General features: G+C 32.3%; 18 protein-coding genes and 2 pseudogenes. 1 reads left to right on the forward strand and 19 read right to left on the reverse strand.

Going from position 1 to position 22,718, the window contains the following annotated elements:
• Positions 1 to 23: 23 nt before the first annotated feature.
• From topA to ylqF, 9 genes and pseudogenes are all read right to left on the reverse strand, one after another.
• Positions 24 to 2,099: a type I DNA topoisomerase gene (gene topA / locus JV528_RS11540; RefSeq protein WP_204177656.1), complete on the reverse strand. Its 2,076-nt coding sequence runs from the start codon at positions 2,097 to 2,099 to the stop codon at positions 24 to 26.
• 173 nt (positions 2,100 to 2,272) lie between these two features.
• Positions 2,273 to 3,145: a DNA-processing protein DprA gene (gene dprA, locus JV528_RS11545; RefSeq protein WP_000620182.1), complete on the reverse strand. Its 873-nt coding sequence runs from the start codon at positions 3,143 to 3,145 to the stop codon at positions 2,273 to 2,275.
• A 171-nt stretch (positions 3,146 to 3,316) separates the two neighbouring features.
• The gene (gene fmhC, locus JV528_RS11550; protein WP_000672856.1) at positions 3,317 to 4,561 is read right to left on the reverse strand and encodes a FemA/FemB family glycyltransferase FmhC; all 1,245 of its coding nucleotides are present in this window, start codon (positions 4,559 to 4,561) and stop codon (positions 3,317 to 3,319) included.
• Positions 4,562 to 4,588: 27 nt separating this feature from the next.
• Positions 4,589 to 4,741 (reverse strand): annotated as a pseudogene (locus tag JV528_RS11555) (cell wall hydrolase); the annotation flags it as partial.
• Between the two features lie 3 nt (positions 4,742 to 4,744).
• A pseudogene (locus tag JV528_RS14810) lies at positions 4,745 to 4,801 on the reverse strand (YSIRK-type signal peptide-containing protein); the annotation flags it as partial.
• 225 nt (positions 4,802 to 5,026) lie between these two features.
• Positions 5,027 to 5,935 (reverse strand): succinate--CoA ligase subunit alpha, encoded by a 909-nt coding sequence (sucD, locus tag JV528_RS11560; RefSeq protein ID WP_000110253.1) that lies wholly within the window; start codon positions 5,933 to 5,935, stop codon positions 5,027 to 5,029.
• 21 nt (positions 5,936 to 5,956) lie between these two features.
• Positions 5,957 to 7,123: an ADP-forming succinate--CoA ligase subunit beta gene (sucC, locus tag JV528_RS11565; RefSeq protein WP_204177654.1), complete on the reverse strand. Its 1,167-nt coding sequence runs from the start codon at positions 7,121 to 7,123 to the stop codon at positions 5,957 to 5,959.
• Between the two features lie 108 nt (positions 7,124 to 7,231).
• Positions 7,232 to 7,999, reverse strand: a complete 768-nt coding sequence (locus JV528_RS11570; RefSeq protein WP_000176392.1) for a ribonuclease HII — start codon at positions 7,997 to 7,999, stop codon at positions 7,232 to 7,234.
• Entirely contained in the window at positions 7,983 to 8,867 is an 885-nt protein-coding gene (gene ylqF, locus JV528_RS11575; protein ID WP_000236718.1) for a ribosome biogenesis GTPase YlqF, read from the reverse strand. The genes JV528_RS11570 and ylqF overlap by 17 nt, the downstream gene beginning before the upstream one ends.
• A gap of 400 nt (positions 8,868 to 9,267) precedes the next feature.
• On the opposite strand from ylqF, the gene yfhO reads away from it, so the two are divergent.
• Positions 9,268 to 11,874, forward strand: coding sequence for a lipoteichoic acid-specific glycosyltransferase YfhO (yfhO, locus tag JV528_RS11580; protein ID WP_065315577.1), 2,607 nt, complete (start codon positions 9,268 to 9,270; stop codon positions 11,872 to 11,874).
• Between the two features lie 469 nt (positions 11,875 to 12,343).
• Here the strand turns inward: yfhO and rplS are convergent, their stop codons facing one another.
• The 10 genes from rplS to JV528_RS11630 all read right to left on the reverse strand — a co-directional run bounded on the left by rplS (position 12,344) and on the right by JV528_RS11630 (position 22,597).
• Positions 12,344 to 12,694 carry a 50S ribosomal protein L19 gene (rplS, locus tag JV528_RS11585; protein WP_000181404.1) on the reverse strand — a complete coding sequence of 117 codons (351 nt, stop codon included), beginning with the start codon at positions 12,692 to 12,694 and terminating at the stop codon, positions 12,344 to 12,346.
• 102 nt (positions 12,695 to 12,796) lie between these two features.
• Positions 12,797 to 13,534 carry a tRNA (guanosine(37)-N1)-methyltransferase TrmD gene (gene trmD, locus JV528_RS11590; RefSeq protein ID WP_000687336.1) on the reverse strand — a complete coding sequence of 246 codons (738 nt, stop codon included), beginning with the start codon at positions 13,532 to 13,534 and terminating at the stop codon, positions 12,797 to 12,799.
• Positions 13,534 to 14,037: a ribosome maturation factor RimM gene (gene rimM / locus JV528_RS11595; RefSeq protein ID WP_001261983.1), complete on the reverse strand. Its 504-nt coding sequence runs from the start codon at positions 14,035 to 14,037 to the stop codon at positions 13,534 to 13,536. The genes trmD and rimM overlap by 1 nt, the downstream gene beginning before the upstream one ends.
• Before the next feature lie 187 nt (positions 14,038 to 14,224).
• Positions 14,225 to 14,500: a 30S ribosomal protein S16 gene (gene rpsP, locus JV528_RS11600; RefSeq protein ID WP_000268754.1), complete on the reverse strand. Its 276-nt coding sequence runs from the start codon at positions 14,498 to 14,500 to the stop codon at positions 14,225 to 14,227.
• Between the two features lie 341 nt (positions 14,501 to 14,841).
• Positions 14,842 to 16,209: a signal recognition particle protein gene (gene ffh / locus JV528_RS11605; protein ID WP_124375300.1), complete on the reverse strand. Its 1,368-nt coding sequence runs from the start codon at positions 16,207 to 16,209 to the stop codon at positions 14,842 to 14,844.
• A gap of 25 nt (positions 16,210 to 16,234) precedes the next feature.
• Positions 16,235 to 16,567, reverse strand: coding sequence for a putative DNA-binding protein (locus JV528_RS11610; protein WP_000531319.1), 333 nt, complete (start codon positions 16,565 to 16,567; stop codon positions 16,235 to 16,237).
• A complete protein-coding gene (gene ftsY, locus JV528_RS11615) occupies positions 16,554 to 17,804 on the reverse strand; it encodes a signal recognition particle-docking protein FtsY (protein WP_000007686.1) in 1,251 nt (416 codons plus the stop codon). Before ftsY ends, JV528_RS11610 begins: the two co-directional genes overlap by 14 nt.
• The gene (gene smc, locus JV528_RS11620) at positions 17,804 to 21,370 is read right to left on the reverse strand and encodes a chromosome segregation protein SMC (RefSeq protein WP_086037545.1); all 3,567 of its coding nucleotides are present in this window, start codon (positions 21,368 to 21,370) and stop codon (positions 17,804 to 17,806) included. Before smc ends, ftsY begins: the two co-directional genes overlap by 1 nt.
• A 146-nt stretch (positions 21,371 to 21,516) precedes the next feature.
• The gene (rnc, locus tag JV528_RS11625) at positions 21,517 to 22,248 is read right to left on the reverse strand and encodes a ribonuclease III (protein WP_000043237.1); all 732 of its coding nucleotides are present in this window, start codon (positions 22,246 to 22,248) and stop codon (positions 21,517 to 21,519) included.
• A 115-nt stretch (positions 22,249 to 22,363) separates the two neighbouring features.
• Positions 22,364 to 22,597, reverse strand: a complete 234-nt coding sequence (locus tag JV528_RS11630) for an acyl carrier protein (RefSeq protein WP_000426914.1) — start codon at positions 22,595 to 22,597, stop codon at positions 22,364 to 22,366.
• Between the last annotated feature and the right edge of the window lie 121 nt (positions 22,598 to 22,718).

Below are 22,718 nucleotides of genomic sequence, written 5' to 3' on the forward strand. Positions count from 1 at the left end.
AATGTCTCTAGGAAATAAAAATATTATTTCTGCGCCGCCTCTTTATAATCGCAATTTGAACATATTACTTGTGTTGTCTTGCCTTTTTTATTTTCAACAAGATATTGGTTACATTTTGGACAATCTCTTCCAATCGGCTTATCCCAAGAGATAAAGTCGCATTCAGGATATTTCGAACATCCATAAAAGACACGATTCTTTTTAGATTTTCTTTCTACGACGTCGCCATCATTACATTTTGGACATTTAACACCAATAGATTTAACTATCGCTTTTGTATTACGACAATCCGGGAAGTTTGAGCAAGCCATAAACTTACCATAGCGTCCCATTTTTATAACCATAGGAGAACCACAAACTTCACAGTCTTCACCGGCTGGCTCATCTTTGATTTCAATCTTTTCCATCTCTTCTTCAGCACGTTCAACATCTTGTTTAAAGCTACTAAAGAAACCGTCGATTACTTTTCTCCATGTAATGTCGCCTTCTGCAATCTTATCAAGTAACGTTTCCATATTCACTGTGAATTCCACATCAATAATCTCTGGGAAGTATTCTTTCACTTGTTCATGAACTATTTCTCCCAACTCAGTAGGTACAAAACGCTTACTTTCTAATTTGACATAGTTACGCTTTTGAATCGTATCTATTGTCGGTGCATAAGTTGATGGTCGCCCAATTTTCAATTCTTCTAATGTTTTTACTAATCTCGCCTCAGTATATCTTGGAGGTGGTTGTGTATAGTGTTGAGCTGGTTCAATTTGAGTTGCTGTGACTTTATCACCTCGCTCTAATTTAGGCAGTTTATTTTCCTTTTCGCTATCACTATCATCTTTAGTTTCAACATAAAGTGTCATAAATCCTTTAAACTTGATTGTTTGACCATTCGCTCTAAATTTAATGTCACCTTGTGTTATATCTAATGAGACTGTATCAAGTATTGCTGGAGCCATTTGACTAGCAACAAATCGTTCCCAAATTAATTTGTATAATCGATATTGGTCTTTCGTCAAAAATGACTTCATATCATCTGGCGTACGCATAGTACTTGAAGGTCTAATAGCCTCATGGGCATCTTGGTCACCTTGTTTCCCTGATGATTTACGTTTAGAAGTGTAAGATTCACCGTATTTATCAGTTATATACTGTTTTGCTTCAGCTTTGGCAGTATCTGAAATACGTGTAGAATCAGTTCTCATATATGTTATTAAACCAATCGTACCTTGTTTTTTCAAATCTATACCTTCATATAATTGTTGTGCGACCATCATTGTTTTTCTAGCTTTAAAGTTTAATTTACGTGCCGCCTCTTGTTGTAATGTAGAAGTTGTAAATGGATTTGCTGGATTACGCGTTTTTTCTTTTTTAGTCACGTTTGTAATTTCGAATTGATCTCCATCTAATGCAGCTGTAATTTTCTCAACATCTTTTTTCGTTTTTAGTTTAAATGGTTTATTTTTATAATGAAGGAATTTAGCATTGAATTTTGATTTTTTGTATCTAAATTCTCCTTCAATAGTCCAATATTCTTCTGGTTTAAAGTTTCGAATTTCATTTTCACGGTCAATGACTAAACGAAGTGCAACAGATTGAACTCGACCCGCTGACAACCCTTTTTTTACTTTTTTCCAAAGAACTGGCGAGATGTTATAGCCAACTAATCTATCTAATATTCGACGCGCTTGTTGTGCATCGACTAAGTTCATTTCAATTTCTCTAGGATTTTTAAAACTTTCTTTAACAGCGTCTTTAGTTATTTCGTTGAAAACAACGCGATTTTCTTTAGAATCTTCAAGCTCTAAAATTTTTGATAAATGCCAAGCAATTGCTTCACCTTCACGGTCGGGGTCACTTGCGAGAAAGACGTTTTTCGCTTTTTTTGCATGTTTTTTCAATTCTTTTACAACAGGACCTTTTCCGCGTATTGTTATATATTTTGGTTCGTAATTATCTTCAGTGTCGACACCCATTTGACTTCTTGGTAAGTCTCTGACGTGTCCCATTGAAGCTATAACTTTATATTTCTTACCTAAATACTTTTCAATGGTTTTTGCTTTTGCAGGCGATTCAACAATGACTAAATTATCTGCCAATGTCATTTCCCCCTCGCTAATCTAATTACTAAAGATAAATGATAAACGCTTAATTTTGCTTTTGTCAACGTTTTATATCTAAACAAATCATTTTCCCTGTCTATTTTTTATAGATTTTATTAAAAAATAAATTACAAAGGGTAACAAAAGAAATATGAAGCAACTCGTTATTTTTAGTTTTAAATATAGTAGTCTTCAAATATATCATTAGCGTTTAATACTACCTTAGCTCCTTCTTGGATACGTAATAAATTACCTTTTGTCATAGGATTAAACATAGATCCAGGTAAAACATAAACATTTCTATTTTGCTCTAATGCAAAATCTATCGTGATGTGACTGCCACTTTGTTCCTTAGCCTCAGTAATTAAAACCCCTTTTGACAAACCGCTGATAATTCTATTACGCTCAGGAAATCTATATTTAGCAATTGGTGTATGTGGCGGATATTCGGATATAACTAAACCTTTTTCTTCTATTTTATTTCTTAATGCTAATGTACTTTTGGGATAATGTGTTTGATGGCCAAAGGCTAAAACTGCTATTGTAGGGAGATTGTATTTTAAAGCTATTTGATGTGCCATTGCATCAGCTCCTTGAGCAAGGCCGGAAACAATTGTTAAATATTTGCTTTTATCATTTGATAATAAAAATTCTAAAGACTGTTGGGTATAACTCGTAGAATCTCTTGCACCTACTACTGCCAAATGATGCATATTATTTATTAATTTGATGTTCCCTTTATAGAAAAGAAGTAATGGAAATTGATATATTTCTTTTAATAGCACTGGGTATTCAGTATCCATATATGTAATGTAACTTACTTTTAATTTCTGCAGTTCTTTAATAATGTCGTTATGATCAAGTTTTATAAAAGCATAGTATTTACGTAATAAATGAACATTTTCTTCCCTATTCACCCATTCACATAAATAACTATCTTTTTTTCTGCCCCCCTCTTTAATTACATTAGGATATGCCATTAAAAATTGATGAATTTGTTTAGTCGAAAAGTGTGCCCAGTATAACTTAAGCAAAAATAGTCTAATCAATAAATCAACTCCTTTTTTTAATCATACAAAATCATATTCTATTTTTGTTTTACATTTCTAATACAAAAACATTGTCGATGTAATGTTATTTTAAGGAGTAAAATACCGACTTAAAAAGTGAAAAGTATGTTGGAAAGAATTTTAAATTTCAATTTCCAACATACTTTATAATCAAACCTTATAAATAAGTTTTGCAAATTTATATAGAATTGGTCTTACTGGTTTGATGAAATCACCAATTAATTCTTCAACATGTGCATTAAAACCTTTTTTAAATTGTTGTACACCAAAATCATCCGCCTCATTACTAAAGACGCCTGTTATTCCATAAAAATTATACCTATTAATATTATGTGATTTTGCATATTTTATCATATGCCATTGTAGATGATATGCTCCCATATACTGATTATATTTAGGATTTGATCCACTTGATAGATAATAAACTTCATCATCAGTACATATAAATAAAGCAGCAGCTAAATCCAAAACAGGTCCATCTTCTAATATTAGTTCTTCGGTTTTACTAATTCTATTATTAATACTAGATAATTGCATATTTAACTGATTTAATTTTGATTTATTCTTTTTAGAATTTGGATTTTCATTTAATGCTCTGTTCACAGTCATCATTTCATTTTCGATTTTCAATAATTGTATTTTTAATTTATCTTGATATTCATTAAGATCTATACAAGCTATCTTTAACATTGCCTTATCTTTATATATTTCTTGCATTCGTTTAAAATAATCTTCATTCATGAAATGAAAACCATGTTTTTCTTCAGCCATTTGAAACAATTTATAAAATCGATTTGTTTCTTCAATAGATAAATCTTCAACCTTAACACCAATCTCAATAGTCTTTTTTATATTTCTTCTAGTTTGGTATTCCATTTCTTTTAAAAGTTGATTCTCATCTTTATCTTTTAAATCCAATACAGAAATCCACCTAATTTGGCTTTTATTTGAATATCCTGTTGTATAACCTTGATGGAGATACCCAATTTTTCCTAGCATCTTTACTATCACTGAATTATTATAATTCTTTATTATCCTACCGTTTGCATCTCTTAAATTCTCTATTAAATATGGGTCAACAAGAATAAATACTCCTCTATTTTTATAAATGAATTTAGATAATTCTTTAAAAAAGTAACAAACTAATTTAGCATCGAAATAATCAAGTAAAGGACCTCTATGAGAGTAGAAATATTTGTAGAATTTAAAAATACGTGCCTCTGTTAATAAACATGCAGCTATAACTTCATTTTTATCATCCTTCACTCCCACAATATGTGCTTCATGATTTATTTTATTTCTATAATTATATAATTCTATAGACTGTGTATAATGTTTGAAGTGCTTTTTGGTGTAGTTGGTAAATTCTTCTTCACTTAAAGTTGAAAATTTCATATTTCAATGTCCTGCCTTCGATTTAAATTATGCTTTTTTAAATGGTCTAATAAAAATCATATCATTTTCATAATTATGAACAACTTTATGTGCAACCTCTGCTTTACGCCATCCACCATTATTCCAGTTTTGATCTAAACTTTGGAACTTCATTAATTTTCCATCATAATCACCATTTAAAAATGTTCCAATACTAACTTTTCTAATTGAATAGCGTACTTTACTTTGTTGTTTATTCATTATACAATAAACCCACTTTAATATATCGTTATTATAACATAGCGCACTATATATTTTAATAAAAATTTGCTTTGTTATATAAAGCTATTGAAGGAGGTAAAATAATTAACTTGCCTTTCCGAAATATGAAAAGTGTACTAAAATTCATCGCACGACAAATAGCCCATTTCCGATACTTTTATAAAGTACGGAATGGGCTATAGCCATTTATATCATCTTTTAACTTTATTTATTAACTGTTAATAATGATTCATAAATACCTGCTTCTTTAGCAGCTTCAATTAATGTTGAACCAATTTCTGAAGGTGTTGCCGCTGTTTTCACACCACAACTATTTAATGTTTTAATTTTCTCTTCAGCAGTACCTTTACCACCTGAAATGATTGCACCAGCATGTCCCATACGTTTTCCAGGAGGTGCTGTTTGTCCACCGATAAAGCCTACAACTGGTTTTGTCATATTCGCTTTAATCCATTCAGCTGCTTCTTCTTCAGCTGTACCACCGATTTCACCAATCATAACAACTGCTTTCGTTTCGTCATCTTCATTGAATGCTTTTAAAACATCAATAAAGTTTGTTCCGTTGACTGGGTCTCCACCAATACCAACAGCTGTAGTTTGACCAATACCTTCTTCAGTCAATTGGTGCACTGCTTCATATGTTAGTGTACCTGAACGTGATACTACACCAACATGACCTTTTTTGTGAATATAGCCAGGCATAATACCAATTTTACATTCATCTGCTGTAATCACACCTGGACAGTTTGGACCAACTAAACGTGTTTTTCTACCTTGTAAGTAGCGTTTAACTTTAACCATGTCTAATACAGGAATATGTTCAGTGATACAAATAACCATATCTAAGTCTGCATCAGCTGCTTCTAAAATTGAGTCTGCAGCAAATGGTGCTGGAACGTAAATGACTGAAACCGTTGCCCCAGTTTCATTTTTAGCTTCTTCAACAGTGTTGAAAACAGGAACGCCTTCAACAACTTGACCACCTTTACCAGGCGTCACACCTGCTACTATTTTCGTACCATAATCAAGCATTTGTTTTGTATGGAAAAGGGCAGTAGACCCTGTAATACCTTGTACCATTACTTTAGTATTCTTATCTATAAATACACTCATCTTAGTGCTCCCATCCTTTCCTTATGCTTCTTTGACTAGTTTAACAATTTTTTGTGCACCTTCAGCCATTGTTGCTGCTGGTTCAATTGCTAATCCTGAGTCTTTTAAGATTTCTTTACCTAACTCAACATTTGTACCTTCTAAGCGTACAACTAGTGGTAAAGTTAAATCTACTTCTTTTACAGCTTCAACGATACCTTCTGCGATAACATCACATTTCATAATGCCACCGAAAATGTTTACAAAAATACCTTTAACATTTTCATCACCTAAAATGATTTTAAATGCTTCAGTTACTTTTTCTCTAGTAGCGCTTCCGCCTGCATCTAAGAAATTGGCTGGGTTTCCACCGAAATGATTAATCGTATCCATTGTTGCCATGGCTAAACCTGCACCATTAACCATACATCCGATGTCACCATCTAATGCAATGTATGATAAATCATGTTTAGACGCTTCAATCTCTTTTGGATCTTCTTCTTCTAAATCACGTAATTCTACAACATCTTTATGTCTGAATAATGCATTATCATCAAAATTAATTTTAGCATCTAATGCCAATACATCACCATCAGCTGTTGTAACTAATGGGTTGATTTCTACGATTGAACAATCTTTTTCAATGAATACATTATAAAGTGCTAATAAGAATTTAGCAGCTTTGTTAACAGATTCTTTAGGAATATTAATATTAAACGCAATTCGTCTTGCTTGGAATGGTGAAAGTCCGATTACTGGATCGATAGTTTCTTTGAAGATTTTTTCAGGAGTCTTCGCAGCAACTTCTTCAATCTCAGTGCCCCCTTCTTCAGACGCCATCAATGTTACTTGGTCAGTCGCACGATCAATAACGAATCCAACGTAATATTCTTTTTGAATAGTACAACCTTCTTCGATATATAAACGCTTAATTTCTTTACCTTCTGGACCAGTTTGATGTGTCACCAAAGTTTTCCCTAATAATTCTTTTGCATATGTTTCTACCTCAGATAAAGATTTAGCAATTTTTACTCCGCCTGCTTTACCTCTACCTCCAGCATGAATTTGTGCTTTTACAACATATACATCAGAATTTAATTCTTTTGCTTTCTCCACCGCTTCTTCAGCAGTAAATGCTACTCGTCCTTCTGGAACTGCAACGCCCATTGAACGAAATATTTCTTTACCTTGATACTCGTGGATATTCATCTTCCATCCTCCTGTTACTTAGGTTAAGTTCCCTTACAATTATAAAAAATGTAAGCGCTATTGTAAACTTAAATGCTACTTTTTTATCATTTAATTGAATTTTACGATTTACAGTAACGATTTTATAGGTTCAAAGCTTTTTCTATGCTCTTTCATAATGCCAATATCATCGATTGCTAGTAAATGTTGTTTGGTACCGTAACCCGCATTTTTTTCAAAACCATATTCAGGATAATCTTTAGATAACTGTGTCATATAATCATCACGAAAAACCTTTGCCATGATACTTGCAGCTGCAATAGATACACTTCTTGCATCACCCTTGATTAAAGATACTTGAGGCAGTGCATTATCAAGCGTCATCGCGTCTATCAATAAATGCGTTGGTTGTACTGATAATCCATCAATAGCTCGCTGCATGGCGATTTGAGTAGCTTTATAAATATTAAATTCATCTATTTCTTCAGCTGTCGCGATACCATATGCATAAGCAGTAACTTCATTTTTTAGTGCTTCATTTAATTCTAGACGTTTCGTAACAGGTACTTTTTTCGAGTCATCAAGGCCCAAATAATTGTGATTTGAATTTAAAATTGTTGCGCATGCAACGACTGGACCTGCTAAAGGTCCTCTTCCAACTTCATCAATACCACAAATAATAGCATTGGGATTCTCTTTTAATATTTCATTTTCAAAGTAAGTCATTTCAGCATATTTTTCTTTTAAAGCTTGTTCTTTTTCTAACGCTTTTCTTCGTCTGGCTATGGCATTTTGTACACCTTTTCGCTCATCTAAAAAGCATTCATGATTTTCTAATTCTTCTATTGTATTAACCGCATTAATCAACTGCGTTACTTCTTTAATTGTTAGCGTCATTTGCTAATTCCTCAGTCATATCTTTAAAAATATCAAAACAATAATTTCCTATTTTAGCATTTCGAATATCATAAATAATCAGTTCAATGACTGCTTCGTAATCAATTTCATTACCACGTCGAATTAAGCCACGTTTTTTCCCTATCGCATCAAACCACGCTATGATTTCTGCATCTTCAGGAACTTCGATTTTATAATGTGCTTTTAAGCGCGCTAAATCATTTTGAATTAAAAAGTTTAAACCATAGATGGCAACTTCATCTAAGTGCACAATACTATCTTTTATCGCACCTGTTAAACTCAACTTCTTACCTACTTCTTCATCTTCAAATTTAGGCCAAAGTATCCCTGGTGTGTCTAATAGTTGTAATGCATTACCAACCTTAATCCATTGTTGTTGTTTGGTCACACCTGGTTTATTACCAGTCTGTGCAATACTACGCTTTGCCAGTTTATTTATTAATGTGGATTTACCAACATTTGGAATTCCAACAATCATTGCTCTTATCGCTCTAGGTTTAAGTCCTTTCGCTTTTTCGCGTTCAAATTTTTCAGCAGTCGCCTTAATTGCTGCAGCTTCCACTTTCTTTAAATTTTTACCGTGCTTAGCATCCACTGATACAGGATAGTATCCTTTATCAATAAAAAATTGTTCCCATTTTGACATCTCATTTAAATTAGACATATCTTTTTTATTTAATATAACAACACGTGGTTTTTGGTTAATAACTTCATCTATCATAGGGTTTCTTGAACTATATGGAATTCTTGCATCTACTAGTTCAAACACTACATCTACTTTTTTTAATTGTTCACTTACTTCTCTTTTGGCTTTCGCCATATGTCCTGGATACCATTGAATAACCATTCAATTCACCTTACTTTCGTCAATTCTTTTCTCATTATTAAAATCTATAACTTGTTAATTATAGAACAAATTCATTAATTCAACTATATTTATTTTAACATTGTCACACTTCTTAACAATGCTTTAGATTAAGGTATAAGTGATTAATCCAAGTTTTCTATAATTAAAAATTTTCATTTAATAAATCTAAGCTGCTTATTAGGTGATATTCAATTAATACAGTATGACATTTTTATTATTCAATATATTTGTTTAATGATAAACTAAAAATAATCCAAAGTTTAAGTAACTATGATAAGGTATCTGTTCCACAGTCATCTTTGTCTTTACCTATCGAGAACCTCATTAACTTTAGTTTCAGTTAAACTTAATTTTAAATTTGAAAGTTGAGGATAATGTTGTGTTAAAAAAATGGTTAAATTCAAACGTCAAACAATTCTTGGTCATAACTTTCATGAGCGTAATATTAACGCTTATTTTATTTTCTACTCATATCTATGAATATATTGTGAATGGTACTGTTTTTAGTGGGGCTGGAGATGGATTCCGTCAAATGATGCCATTTCAAATGTATTTATATGAGCATCTAAGTAGTTTTTCTAGTTTATATGATGCATCGTTTGGATTAGGTGGCGATTATATGAAAGGACTATCATATTATTATTCGCTGTCACCTTTAATGTGGCTAAATTTTCTATTTATTAAAATAGGAGAAACTGTTGGTATATTTAATCCGACAACAATACATTTTTGGCCGACAAACCAACTTATTATGGCTATGATACGAGCTATCATAACATTTGTCGTGACCTTCTACTTATTTAAAATATTACACTTTAAACGCTCAACAAATATGATCGCTACGATTTTATACGGCATGTCAACTGTCGTTATATACTTTAATTTTACTTGGTCATTTTATGGAAATTTATTATATTTATTGCCATTATCGATTCTTGGTTTGGAAAGATATTTTCAACAACGCAAAATCGGTATTTTCATTGTTGCGATAGCCCTAACACTATTCAGCAATTTTTATTTCAGTTATTATCAAGCTATTATTATAGGTTGCTACTATTTATATCGACTCATTTTCACATACAAATATGACATTGTCTCTAGAACACAAAAATTAATTTGCGTCATATCTGCTACAGTTTTGAGTGTGTTATCAAGTGTATTTGGTTTATTCACTGGCATTTCTGCGTTTTTGGAAAATGACAGAAAGCAAAATCCCAATGTTGATATACCGATTTTGACACCACTTGATTATCATTATTTTTTCTTTAGCGATGGATTTTTCATTACGATTTCAATTCTTACTATCGTTGCATTATTGTCATTCAAACTGTATCGTTTTTACTTTTATAGACTTTTCGCAATAGTAACATGGGTATTATTTATTGGTTCATTATCACAGTATTTCGACAGTGCTTTTAATGGTTTTTCATTTCCAGAAAGGCGTTGGGTGTATATCTTAGCACTATCATCAAGTGCTCTTTGCGGATTGTTTATTCAACATTTATCAACATTAAATATGAAATATTATTTAATCAGAACAATACCAGTAAGCATCATCGCATTACTTTATGTATTACTATCACCGACACACCCACTCGCACTTATAGTAGGTATTATCCTGCTAATGGTGCTTGCCGTTATTTTAAAATTTAGTTTATGGCGTTATAAAAAATTAACCGTTGCAATATTAGTATTAATCGTTATGATTCAACAAATCGTCATTTTAGATAACAACAAAAATATGGCAATCAAACCTTATCAACAATCATTATCAACGTTGAAACAACATGATTACCATAGTAACTATGTAAACCAGCTTATAAAAAAGATAAATCAAAATGCAACAGGCCCATTTAATCGCATTGATTATATGTCAGACTATGCATTAAATTCACCATTTATATATCATTATAATGGCATTTCATTATATTCTAGTATTTTTAATGGAGACATTTTAAAATATTATGACAAGACACTCCAAATTAATATGCCAATTGATAAAAACAGCACTTATAGATTACTTGGCAATCGTCAAAATTTACTATCACTTTGGAATGTTAATGATCGAATTAGAGTGAATCATGATGACAACTTACCATATGGATTTAAAATTAACTCTGAACACAAAGACAATAAAGTTCGTTGGATTCATTCTAAAAATACCATCCATTATCCAAGTGCACATATTACAAATAAGGTCTTTTCCAATAAAGAATTAAAATCTCCATTAGATAAAGAACAAGCAATGTTGCAAGGGATTGTTTCTAACAATACTAAAGATGTTAATACACATTTTAAAGCCAATAAAAATTTACTATCAGATTCAACAATTAAATTAAATAGTGCAGCCTGGCAATCTCCTACAAAACATTTATTACAAGTTAAACAAAATAATGGTGGTCTAACTGTACAGTTGCCAAGATCAGTTTCTAATCAATTTAAAGATTTGTATTTTGAAATGGATTTAGAATTACTTTCGCCGGATAAAGCTCATGATGTTAAAGTGAATGAATATACACAAGAAAGAAATAAACTCACTTATAAATATCGACGCTTTGTAAAACCCGTAACGATACGCATTAAAGCTTCAGATAGGATTAGATTATCATTGCCTAAAGGTAAGTATCGTGTAAATTTAAAAGGGATATACGGCGAAGATTATACCACGCTTAAAGACGCTTCAAATTCATTAGAGGCTGTCAAAGTTAGTAAGACAAAGCAAGGTTATACTATTACTAAAAATAAAAATTCATCTGGGTATATTGTTTTGCCAACAGCATATAATCAAGGTATGGAAGCGACATCAGGTGATCAAAGTCTTAAAGTTGAAAAAGTAAATGGTGTTATGACCGGCATTAAAGCACCTAAAAATATAACAAAGATTCAATTGAGCTATACCCCACCATACTATTATTTACTTATAACAATTACTGTATTTGGCATTATATGTAGTATTATTTTCACGAGATGGGCAAGACAAAAATAATGTTGCTACGCATATATTTAATGGGAGTGGAACAGAAATGATATTTTCGCAAAATTTATTTCGTCGTCCCACCCCAACTTGCACATTATTGTAAGCTGACTTTTCGTCAGCTTCTATGTTGGGGCCCCGCCAACTTGCACATTATTGTAAGCTGACTTTTCGTCAGCTTCTATGTTGGAGCCCCTGACTAGAATTGAAAAAAGCTTGTTACAAGCGCATTTTCGTTCAGTCAACTACTGCCAATATAACTTCGTAGAGCATAGAACATTGATTAATGTCCCAGCCTCATGTTTATATAACCATTTTGAGCAAACACGTTATGAATAAAGAAGGGAAAAACAATTACATTATCAACTTTACATTAACTAAACAGCAAAAAAAGCCATCTATATCACTCCATAAAAGTGACCTAGATGGCTTTGTTGTTTGAGTCGAATATGACTCATACATAGCTTTGTTTAAATGCTGATTAACGAATTTCTTGGATTCTAGCAGCTTTACCACGTAAACTACGTAAGTAATATAATTTAGCACGACGTACTTTACCACGACGTTTAACTTCGATTTTTTCAATTTTTGGTGTGTGTAATGGGAATGTACGTTCCACGCCAACACCTGATGAAATTTTACGAACTGTAAACGTTTCAGAAACGCCACCGCCACGACGTTTAATTACAACGCCTTCGAATACTTGGATACGCTCACGAGTACCCTCAATAATACGTACGTGTACACGTAAAGTATCACCAGGACGGAAACTTGGTAAGTCTGTACGTAATTGTGATTTAGTTACTGCTTCGATTAATTTGTGATTTGTCATTATAAATTCTCCTCTTCAACCTATGTTCTTGCCTCGACAAATATATAGCAGCGGATCATAGTGATTTTTGTGTTTCCACACTCAGATTATGTTAGCACAATACTAACCTTTTTTCAATCCTATTTTATATCTTTCTAATATTTGCTTATCTGCATTAGTTAATGGATATTTTTCAATTAAGTCAGGTCTTTTATTATATGTGCGGATCAACTTTTGCTCATGTCTCCATGCATCAATATTGGCATGATTTCCAGACAATAAAACATCTGGAACTGTTAGACCCTTAAATTCACGCGGACGTGTATATTGCGGAAACTCTAATAACCCATCAGAAAATGAATCATCTTGATGTGACTGCTCATTACCTAAAACACCTGGAATCAGTCTAACAATAGCATCAGTCATGGTCATCGCTGGCAATTCTCCACCTGTTAAAACATAGTCACCCATTGATATTTCATCTGTGACAAGATGTGTTCGGATACGTTCATCGTAACCTTCATAATGTCCGCATATGAAAACCATGTGGTCAGCCTTGCTTAATTCAACAGCTTTCTGATGTGAAAATGGCTCGCCTTGTGGACACATTAAAATAACGCGTGTTTGCTTTGTGACATCTAAGTCTTCCATCGCATTAAATACAGGTTCAGGCTTTAACACCATACCTTGTCCGCCACCATACGGATAATCATCTACTTGGTTGTGCTTGTTAATTGCATAATCTCTAAAATTAACCGTATTGATTTGTAATTTATTGTTTTCTTGGGCACGTTTCATAATTGAATGATTTAAAACACCATCAAACATTTCAGGAAATAAAGTTAAATAATCAATTTTCATTAATCCAACAATCCTTCCATTGGCGTGATGATAATTTTTTTATTTTCAATATCCACTTCTTTTACAACATCAGCAATATAAGGAATCAAATATTCTTTAGATCCTTTAATCACCCACACATCATTCGCACCTGTTTCAAATATATTAATTACACGACCTATTGGTGTTTCTTGATCATCAAAAACTGTACATCCTATAATATCTGAATAATAAAATTCATTTTCCTCAAGTACGATATCTTCATGGTCACGCTCTTGATAAATAGAACTCCCTTTTAAATGCTCAATATCATTAATATTATTAATACCTTCAAATGTGAGCATATGAAGCCCTTTATGCACTCTATGTGACTTAACAGTATATTCAAGGTCGTTATTGTTATGCACAACTGTCAGCACTTGACCGGGTTGAAAACGAACGTCTGTAAAGTCTGAATTGGATTTTACTTTAATTTCACCTTTAATACCATGTGTGTTAACAATTTGACCAACTTCAACTCTCATTCTATTACCTCCAACTCTATGCTTTGAACACTTCTATTTTAATTGAAAATAATTCAAAGAAAAAGGGCACCATTATGGTACCCAATACGTTCTATATTACTAACATGTGATATTCCCAACGTATCATTGAGTAAAAACTGTCAGTGTAAACGAGTTATTCTTATTGTTAGAACAATTTTACGCTAAATTACTTAGCTTTCTTTTGTTCGTCAAATTTTTTCATAATACCTTCTTTTGATAAGATATTGTGAACTGTATCAGTTGGTTTCGCACCATCATTTAACCATTTTAAAGCTAACGCTTCGTCAACTTTAATTTCTGGAGCATTAGCGCTCGTTGGGTTATAAGTACCGATTTGTTCGATGATACGTCCGTCACGTGGAGAACGAGCATCTGCTACTACGATACGATAGAATGGATTTCTTTTTGAACCTAAACGTGTTAAACGAATTTTAACTGCCATTTATAAAATCTCCTTTAAGTCATGTTTTAATTTTTATTTTCTACAAGAAATAATATTAACAGGTGTATGAATGTTTGTAAAGAGTTTTTTCTTTACCTAGAAATTTATTGAATATTTTATCCCAAAATCTAGAAAAATTAAATTAGCTCGATGAAACGCTTAATACTTTTCCTGAATGCATTTACTACCAAGTTATACAAAATGATATAATTAAACATTATATTCACATGAACGGTACTACTACAACTGTACATGTCCCTCTAAATAACTTTAATTACAATATTATTAATGCAAAAACACCAACCTTAAGTTGAAATAAAGATTGGTGTTTATATTAATAATTAAAACGGTAAATTCATACCTTTTAACATATTTTGCATTTGATTGCGTTTACCTTTTTTACCTTTACCGCCACCAGTGAATTGTTTCATCATTTTCTTCATATCGTTAAATTGTTTCATCAAACGATTGACTTCTTGTAATGAACGACCAGAACCTTTAGCAATACGCTTTTTACGTGATACATTCAATGTGTCTGGATTGTTTCTTTCAGCCGGCGTCATTGACTGGATAATCGCTTTAATATGATCAATTTGCTTTTCACTCATATTAAGCTTATCTAGACCTTTCATTTTATTCATACCTGGAATCATTTTCATAATATCATCCAGCGGCCCTAAATTTTTCACCTGATCAAGTTGTTCTAAAAAATCATCTAAAGTAAATGATGACTCACGCATCTTTTTCTCTAAATCTTTTGCTTTTTCTTGATCCACATCTTGTTGCGCTTTTTCAATTAAACTTAACACATCACCCATACCTAAAATACGTGATGCCATACGTTCAGGATGGAATAGCTCTAAACCATCTAACTTTTCACTCATACCAACAAATTTAATTGGTTTTTTTGTCACCGAACGAATAGATAAAGCTGCACCACCACGTGTATCACCATCTAATTTAGTTAAGGTAACACCTGTGACATCAAGTTGATCGTCAAAAGATTCTGCAACATTGACAGCATCTTGACCCGTCATTGAATCGACAACTAACATAATTTCGTTTGGTTTAGCAATGTCTTTTACTTCTTTTAATTCGTTCATCAATGCTTCATCGATGTGTAATCGACCTGCTGTATCAATGATTACAAAGTCTAAATGTTCTTCTTTAGCATGTTTTAATGCATTAGTTACAATTTGTTGTGGCTTTACTTGATCTCCTTCACTGTATACAGGAATATCAATTTGTTTCCCTACTGTTTGTAATTGATTTATCGCTGCTGGACGATAAATATCTGCTGCAACTAACATAGGTTTTTTGTTGTATTTTTTACGCATCAATAATGCTAATTTACCTGCAGTTGTTGTTTTACCAGCACCTTGTAAACCAACCATCATAACAACAGTAGGTGGTTTATTTGACATATTAATCGATGTATTTTCTCCACCCATCAACTTCGTTAATTCATCTTGAACTATTTTAATAACTTGTTGCCCTGGTGTTAATGATTGCATTACATCGGAACCTAATGCGCGTTCTGATACTGTTTTAATAAATTCTTTTACCACTTTAAAGTTTACGTCAGCCTCAAGTAACGCTAATCTTACTTCACGCATCATTATCTTTATATCAGCTTCAGTAAGTTTACCCTTACCACGCATTTTTTGCATCGTCGCTTGCAGGCGTTCTGATAAGCCTTCAAATGCCATATCGATGTCCTCCCTCAATTTATATCTATTCTAAGTCTTCTAATTGTTGAATATAACGTTGTATTTGTTCTGGATTACTTAAATGTTTTTTCATTTCATCATATATTTCTCGGCGTTGCTCAAATTTCTGGTATAATTCCAATTTCTTTTCATAATCTTCAACTAAATCGCCAGTTCTTCTTATATTATCATAAACTGCTTGTCTACTCACATTAAAAGTATCGGCGATTTCACTTAAAGAATAATCTTCGAGATAAAATAATTCCAAATAATTACGTTGTTTATTCGTCAATAAGGATTGATAAAAATCAAACAAATAATTCATTCGTAACGTTTTAACTAAATCATTTTGCCCCATGATTATCGTCCTTTTCTTCTGTTACAATTTGATCATTTTCAACTGTTGTTATTTCTTCATTTTGTTCAATCATATCAGCGAATAAGCCGTAGACATAACTTTCAGGGTTAAATGGTTGTAAGTCATCTAATTGCTCACCTAATCCTACATATTTAACTGGAATGTGCAATTCATTACGAATGGCTAATACGATACCACCTTTGGCTGTACCATCTAATTTCGTTAATACAATACCTGTAACATTTGTTACTTCTTTAAAGTTTCTAGCTTGTGACAACGCATTCTGACCAGTTGTAGCATCTAAACATAGTAATGCTTCATGAGGCGCATCTGGCACTGCTCGATTAATTACACGCTTAACTTTTTCTAATTCTTGCATTAGATTTGTTTTATTTTGTAAACGTCCAGCGGTATCACAGATTAAAATATCAACACCTTTGTTTTTAGCGGCATTAATCGCATCATACATAACAGCAGCTGGATCAGAACCTTCACTTTGGCTAATTACATCTACACCAACACGTTCGCCCCAAACTTTCAATTGATCAATAGCACCCGCTCTAAAAGTATCGCCCGCAGCTAACATTACTTTTTTACCTTCCATTTTATATCGGTAAGCTAATTTTCCAATTGTTGTTGTTTTACCAACACCATTCACACCAACCATTAAAATGACATTTAAACGACCATCTTCTAAGTTCATAGCTTCTGAATTATCATCTTCTTGATGGTAAATCTCTACGATTTTTTCAACAATGACTTCACGCAAATCTTCAGTATCTTGAATATTACGTCGTTGTGCTTCCATACGTAATTCTTCAGTTAACGTCATCACAGTATTAAAACCGACGTCTGCAGTGATTAACATTTCTTCTAAAGCTTCAAAAAAGTCTTCATCTACTTTACGATATCTCGCTATCAAATTATTTAATTGTTCTTGGAAATTTTGACGAGATTTTTCGAGTCCTGCTTTAAATTTAGCACCCATTTTTTGAGCTTCAATTTCTTCAAAATCTTCAATTGATATTAAGCCATCGTCATCAAAATCCGCTTCACTCAACTTGCGTGGCTTCTTTTTCACTTCAGCATTTTCTGCTAAATCATTTACGTCCTGCGTTGAACCTTCAGAATGTGTATCTTCTAATTTATCTTGACCTTGTTCTTCTGTTAAGGATTTAACTTCTTCATTTTCTTTATTTGTTGCAAACTTATCTTTTAAGCGTTTAAAAAAGCTCATTATTGCTCCTCCTTCAACACATCATCTATTGTATTTAAATTCACACTCACAAGTTTAGTAACACCTGATTCTTGCATTGTTACACCGTATAACCTATCTGCAAATTCCATTGTTCCTTTACGGTGTGTAATAACAATGAATTGTGTTTCGTCTGATAACTCATTTAAATATTTTGCGTATCTAATAACATTCGCTTCATCTAATGCAGCTTCAACCTCATCTAATATAACAAAAGGTGCAGATCTTACTTTTAAAATTGCAAATAGTAAAGCAATAGCAGTTAATGCACGCTCACCACCACTTAGTAACGATAAATGTTGCAACTTTTTACCCGGTGGTTGTACCACAATATCAATACCAGCTGTTAAATAATCGGCTTCAGTTAATTGCAATTCTGCATCGCCTCCACCAAACAATTGTTTGAACACAGCTGTAAAATGTCCTTGAATAGCATGGAAAGTTTCTTTAAATCTTTCAGTAACCTCTTGATCCATTTCACTTATAATTTGCTCTAATGTTTCTTTAGCTTTACGAAGATCTGTACGTTGCTCACTTAAAAATGTATAACGCTCATTTAACTCTTCAAATTGTTCAATTGCATTTAAGTTTACAGGACCTAGTTCATCAATCGACATCTTCATTAATTTAACTTTTTTACGTAATGCGTCAATCGATTCATCACTCGTATATTCAGATTTTGCACGTTCAACAGTCAATTGATATTCATCATTTAAATGATCTATCGCATGATGAATTAATACATCTAGTTTTGATTGTTCAGCTTTAATATCTTGGTAGTGATTTTCGATAGCTAAAATATCTTGGTGACAAACTTGTAGTGTAGCTTCTTGCGCATCGATTTGTTCATTCAACTCAATACGTTGTTGTTTCAATTTATCTAATTCATCAGATAAGCGTGTTCTCGTTTCTTGTTGACCATTAATTTGATCTTTAATATTTTGAAAAGCTTGTTCGCCCATCACTTCATCCGAATTAAAGAATGCAATTTTTTCTTTAACATCATTTAATTGATGTTTGGTTTGTTGACTTTGATTATTTAATCGATCTATTGTCTGTTGTTGTGTTTTAATACGCTCTTTAACCACAGCAAGATCAGATTGTTTCTGATGTAACGTTTGTTGTGTTTTAGTTACGCTTTCCTTACCTTCTTTAGAAAGTTTTGTGTAGCGTTCAATTTCATCTTCTAGTCGTTTTAAAGATGCTTTAATACTTTCTAAATGAGTTTCTTTTTCACTCAAAGTTTGTCGACTTTTGTCACTCGTATAACCATCATTTTTTTCAAATTCGAATTCTTCATGATCATTTTTTATTTGTGTTTCTTGTGTAGTTAATCTATCGAGCTCCATTTCAAAATGATGCACTTGCTCTTTAAGTGTATTATGCTTTTGACTTTTTTCAAAATACAGTTCACTTAATTGATCACTTTTTATCTTCAACTCTTTAAATTGTTGTTCAAATGATTCTGTTTGACGCAAGTAATCTTCTAATTGGTGTCTCATTGTTGTCAACTCGTCTTTTTGAGACAGAATACTTTTTGACTTACGAGCGCCACCACCAGTCATAGAACCACCAGGATTTACAATATCACCTTCCAAAGTAACAATACGAGTTCGATATTTAATCGCACGTGCCAATTCATTTGCATGCTTTAAATGATCAACGATAATCGTATTACCTAATAAATTCCCGATAATATTTTGATATTCTGGTGCTACTTTAACTGCTTCCGAAGCAATACTAATAAATCCGTTTGCCTCTTTAGCAATAGACTTAATATCAGTCGCTACCACTCTACTCTGTATAACATTTAATGGTAAAAACGTCGCACGACCTAAATTACGTTCTTTTAAAAATTGAATAGCCTGGCGTCCATCTTTTTCTGAATCTACAATAACATGTTGTAATGAAGCACCTAATGCTGTTTCAATTGCCTGAGTTAATTTAGATGGCACATCAATAATTTCCGCAACTGCACCATGAATACCCTTTAATTCTTTATTTTTAGCTTTCAAAATATGTTTGACGCCATTGAAAAAATAAGTATATTCTTCCTCTTGCGTTGTCAAACTATCAATACGTGTTTTCATTTTTTCGGTATATCGATATGCTTGATACAATTTCTCTTCGTATTCGTTTTGTGCTTTTTTTGTATCAGTGAGGTCTTTTTCTATATTTTTAATTTCTTTATCTACAGCAGAAAGTTCTTTGTTGGTCTGTTGATATTCTTTTTTAGTCGTTTTTATTTGACCCTGAATATCTTTCAATTGCTCAAAGACTTCAACTAATCGAGAATCTAGTCTTGATTTTTTAGCCTCATTCTCTTCTATAGTATGCTTTAAAAAACGAATATCATTGTTAACATCTGATTGCTCTGACATTAATGTATAGTATTCGTTTTTAATTTCTTCCAATTTTTCATCGTGCGCTTCGTCTGAAACATATAGTTGTTCTTCTAATTCACGAATGACAGCGTTGAGTTCTTTTTGTTTACTTTTCAGAGACTTATAAGTATCTTGAGCTTCAGAAATCTCATTTGATATATTTTCTAAAAGCTCAATTAAATTTTCTTGTTCTTCTTCATATCGTGCATTTGTTTCAGATTGATTTTTCTTACGTTCTTCTAAAACATTTAATTGTCCCGTATATTTTTCAAAGGCTTCCGTAGCTTTTACTAATTGATAATTAAGCGATTCAACATCATTATCAAGTTGATGACGTTTACCTTTATATTGTTGAATTTGTTGGCTTAAACGTTGCTTGTCAGCTTCTTTATTTGCTTGTTGACCTTGTAAATCATTTAAACGTTGATCTAATTGTCTATTGTCATTTGTATATTGATCAATATCGTGCACTGTAACTACAATGTCACTATGTTTCATTTGGTGCGAAAGTGTCTTATATTCTTTAGCTATAGCTGCCTCCTCTTTTAGAGGTTCTACGCGACCTTCCAAATCATATAAAATGTCTTCTACTCTCGTTAAATTATCTTCTGTTTGGTCAAGTTTATTTAATGATTCAGCTTTACGTTTTTTATATTTAAGTACACCAGCCGATTCTTCAATAATTTGACGTCTATCAATTGGTTTAGCATTTAGTATTTCATCAACTCTACCTTGCGAGATAATGCTATATGCTTCTTTCCCCAATCCAGAATCTAAAAATAAATCGGCAATATCTTTTAATCTTGCACGGTCATTATTTATGTAGTACTCACTTTCACCACTTCGATACAATCTTCTTGTTACAATAACTTCGTTTTCATCAACACTGAGCTTTTTAGAATGATTATCTAATCTTAACTGTACTTCAGCATAATTTTGAGCTTTGCGATGTTCTGCACCTGAGAAGATAATATCTTCCATTTTTGAGCCACGTAATGATTTAGCCGATTGTTCACCCAACACCCATTTAATAGCATCTGTAATATTACTTTTACCGCTTCCATTTGGACCAACAATTGCAGTTACACCTTTATCGAATTGAACATTGGTTTGATCTGCAAAAGACTTAAATCCAATGGCATCTATTGATTTTAAATAAACCATCCTAAACTCCTTATCACAATTTTAAAGAACATACGTATACGATATTTTAGTATTTGTATATTAAATTTCGAGGTTGTTCCATAAAATATTAAAAATTCTTCCATAAATCCTAAATCGAACACCTATATGTCGTATCATATAAATTTCTATTTAATTTGCTTTAATTGCTTATAGGCACTTTCAGCAGCACGTTGTTCTGATTCTTTTTTCGTTTTCCCTTTACCTTCAGCTATTGCTTCCCCTTGCAGAATAACTTCTGAAGTGAATAGACGATGATGTGCCGGTCCTTCTTCTTTTATTAAATTATATGTTACATCACCTTTATTTTGCTGGTGCACATATTCTTGGAATTGTGTTTTAAAATCTACCACGCCTAATAACTCATTTTGTTCTACATGTGGGAAAATGACTTTCTCAGCAAATTTCCAAACTATATCTAGTCCTTGATCCAAATACAATGCCCCAATAAATGCTTCGAATGCATCTGATATTAATGATGGTCTTGTACGTCCCCCTGTTTTCTCTTCACCTTTACCAAGTAAAATCATTTCGTTCAATCCAATTTTATTCGCAAATATTACAAGTGAGGGCTCACATACAATAGTGGCACGCATTTTTGTTAAATTCCCTTCTGGCAAGTTGGGATGTTTATCAAATAAATATCGTGAAACCGTCAATTCTAATACCGCATCACCCAAAAACTCTAAACGCTCATTATGGTCTAAACGATTCATATTAAAATCATTAATAAAACTCGAATGCGAAAATGCTTGTTGGTATAAATCAATATTTTGATAAGTAAAGCCTAACTCTGTCATTTTAGTATCAAAGCGCTTTCTAAAACGATTAACTATCTCACTTTTCTTTTGTTTAGACATTATTTTATCTCCTTTATGTGTTGCTCTTGAATCATCTTTAATTTTACGTTAAAACTATTGATAATTAAAGAAAAAAACTGAGTCGACAATACTGACGACCCAGATGTAAGATTTATTATTTTTCAAGACTGTTAATAAATTTAACAGCATCACCAACAGTGTTGATTTTTTCAGCTTCTTCATCAGGAATTTCAGTACCAAACTCGTCTTCTAATTCCATTACTAATTCAGCGATATCAAGTGAGTCAGCGCCTAAATCATCTTTGAAAGATGCATCTTCAGTTACTTTATCAGCGTCTACACCTAAACGGTCAACGATGATATCTTTTACTTTATCGAAATTTTCCACGTCGATTCACCTCCTTTAAAAATGCCTATACATAGACTATTATATTTTCCCATTTTAAATTCTAAAAAACAAGTAGAAATTTTAGAAACAGTTATCAATTTATTGATTACTGTTTCTTAGG

The sequence above is a fragment of the Staphylococcus sp. GDB20D11A genome, assembly GCF_016893255.1.
Lineage (GTDB): Bacteria > Bacillota > Bacilli > Staphylococcales > Staphylococcaceae > Staphylococcus > Staphylococcus aureus.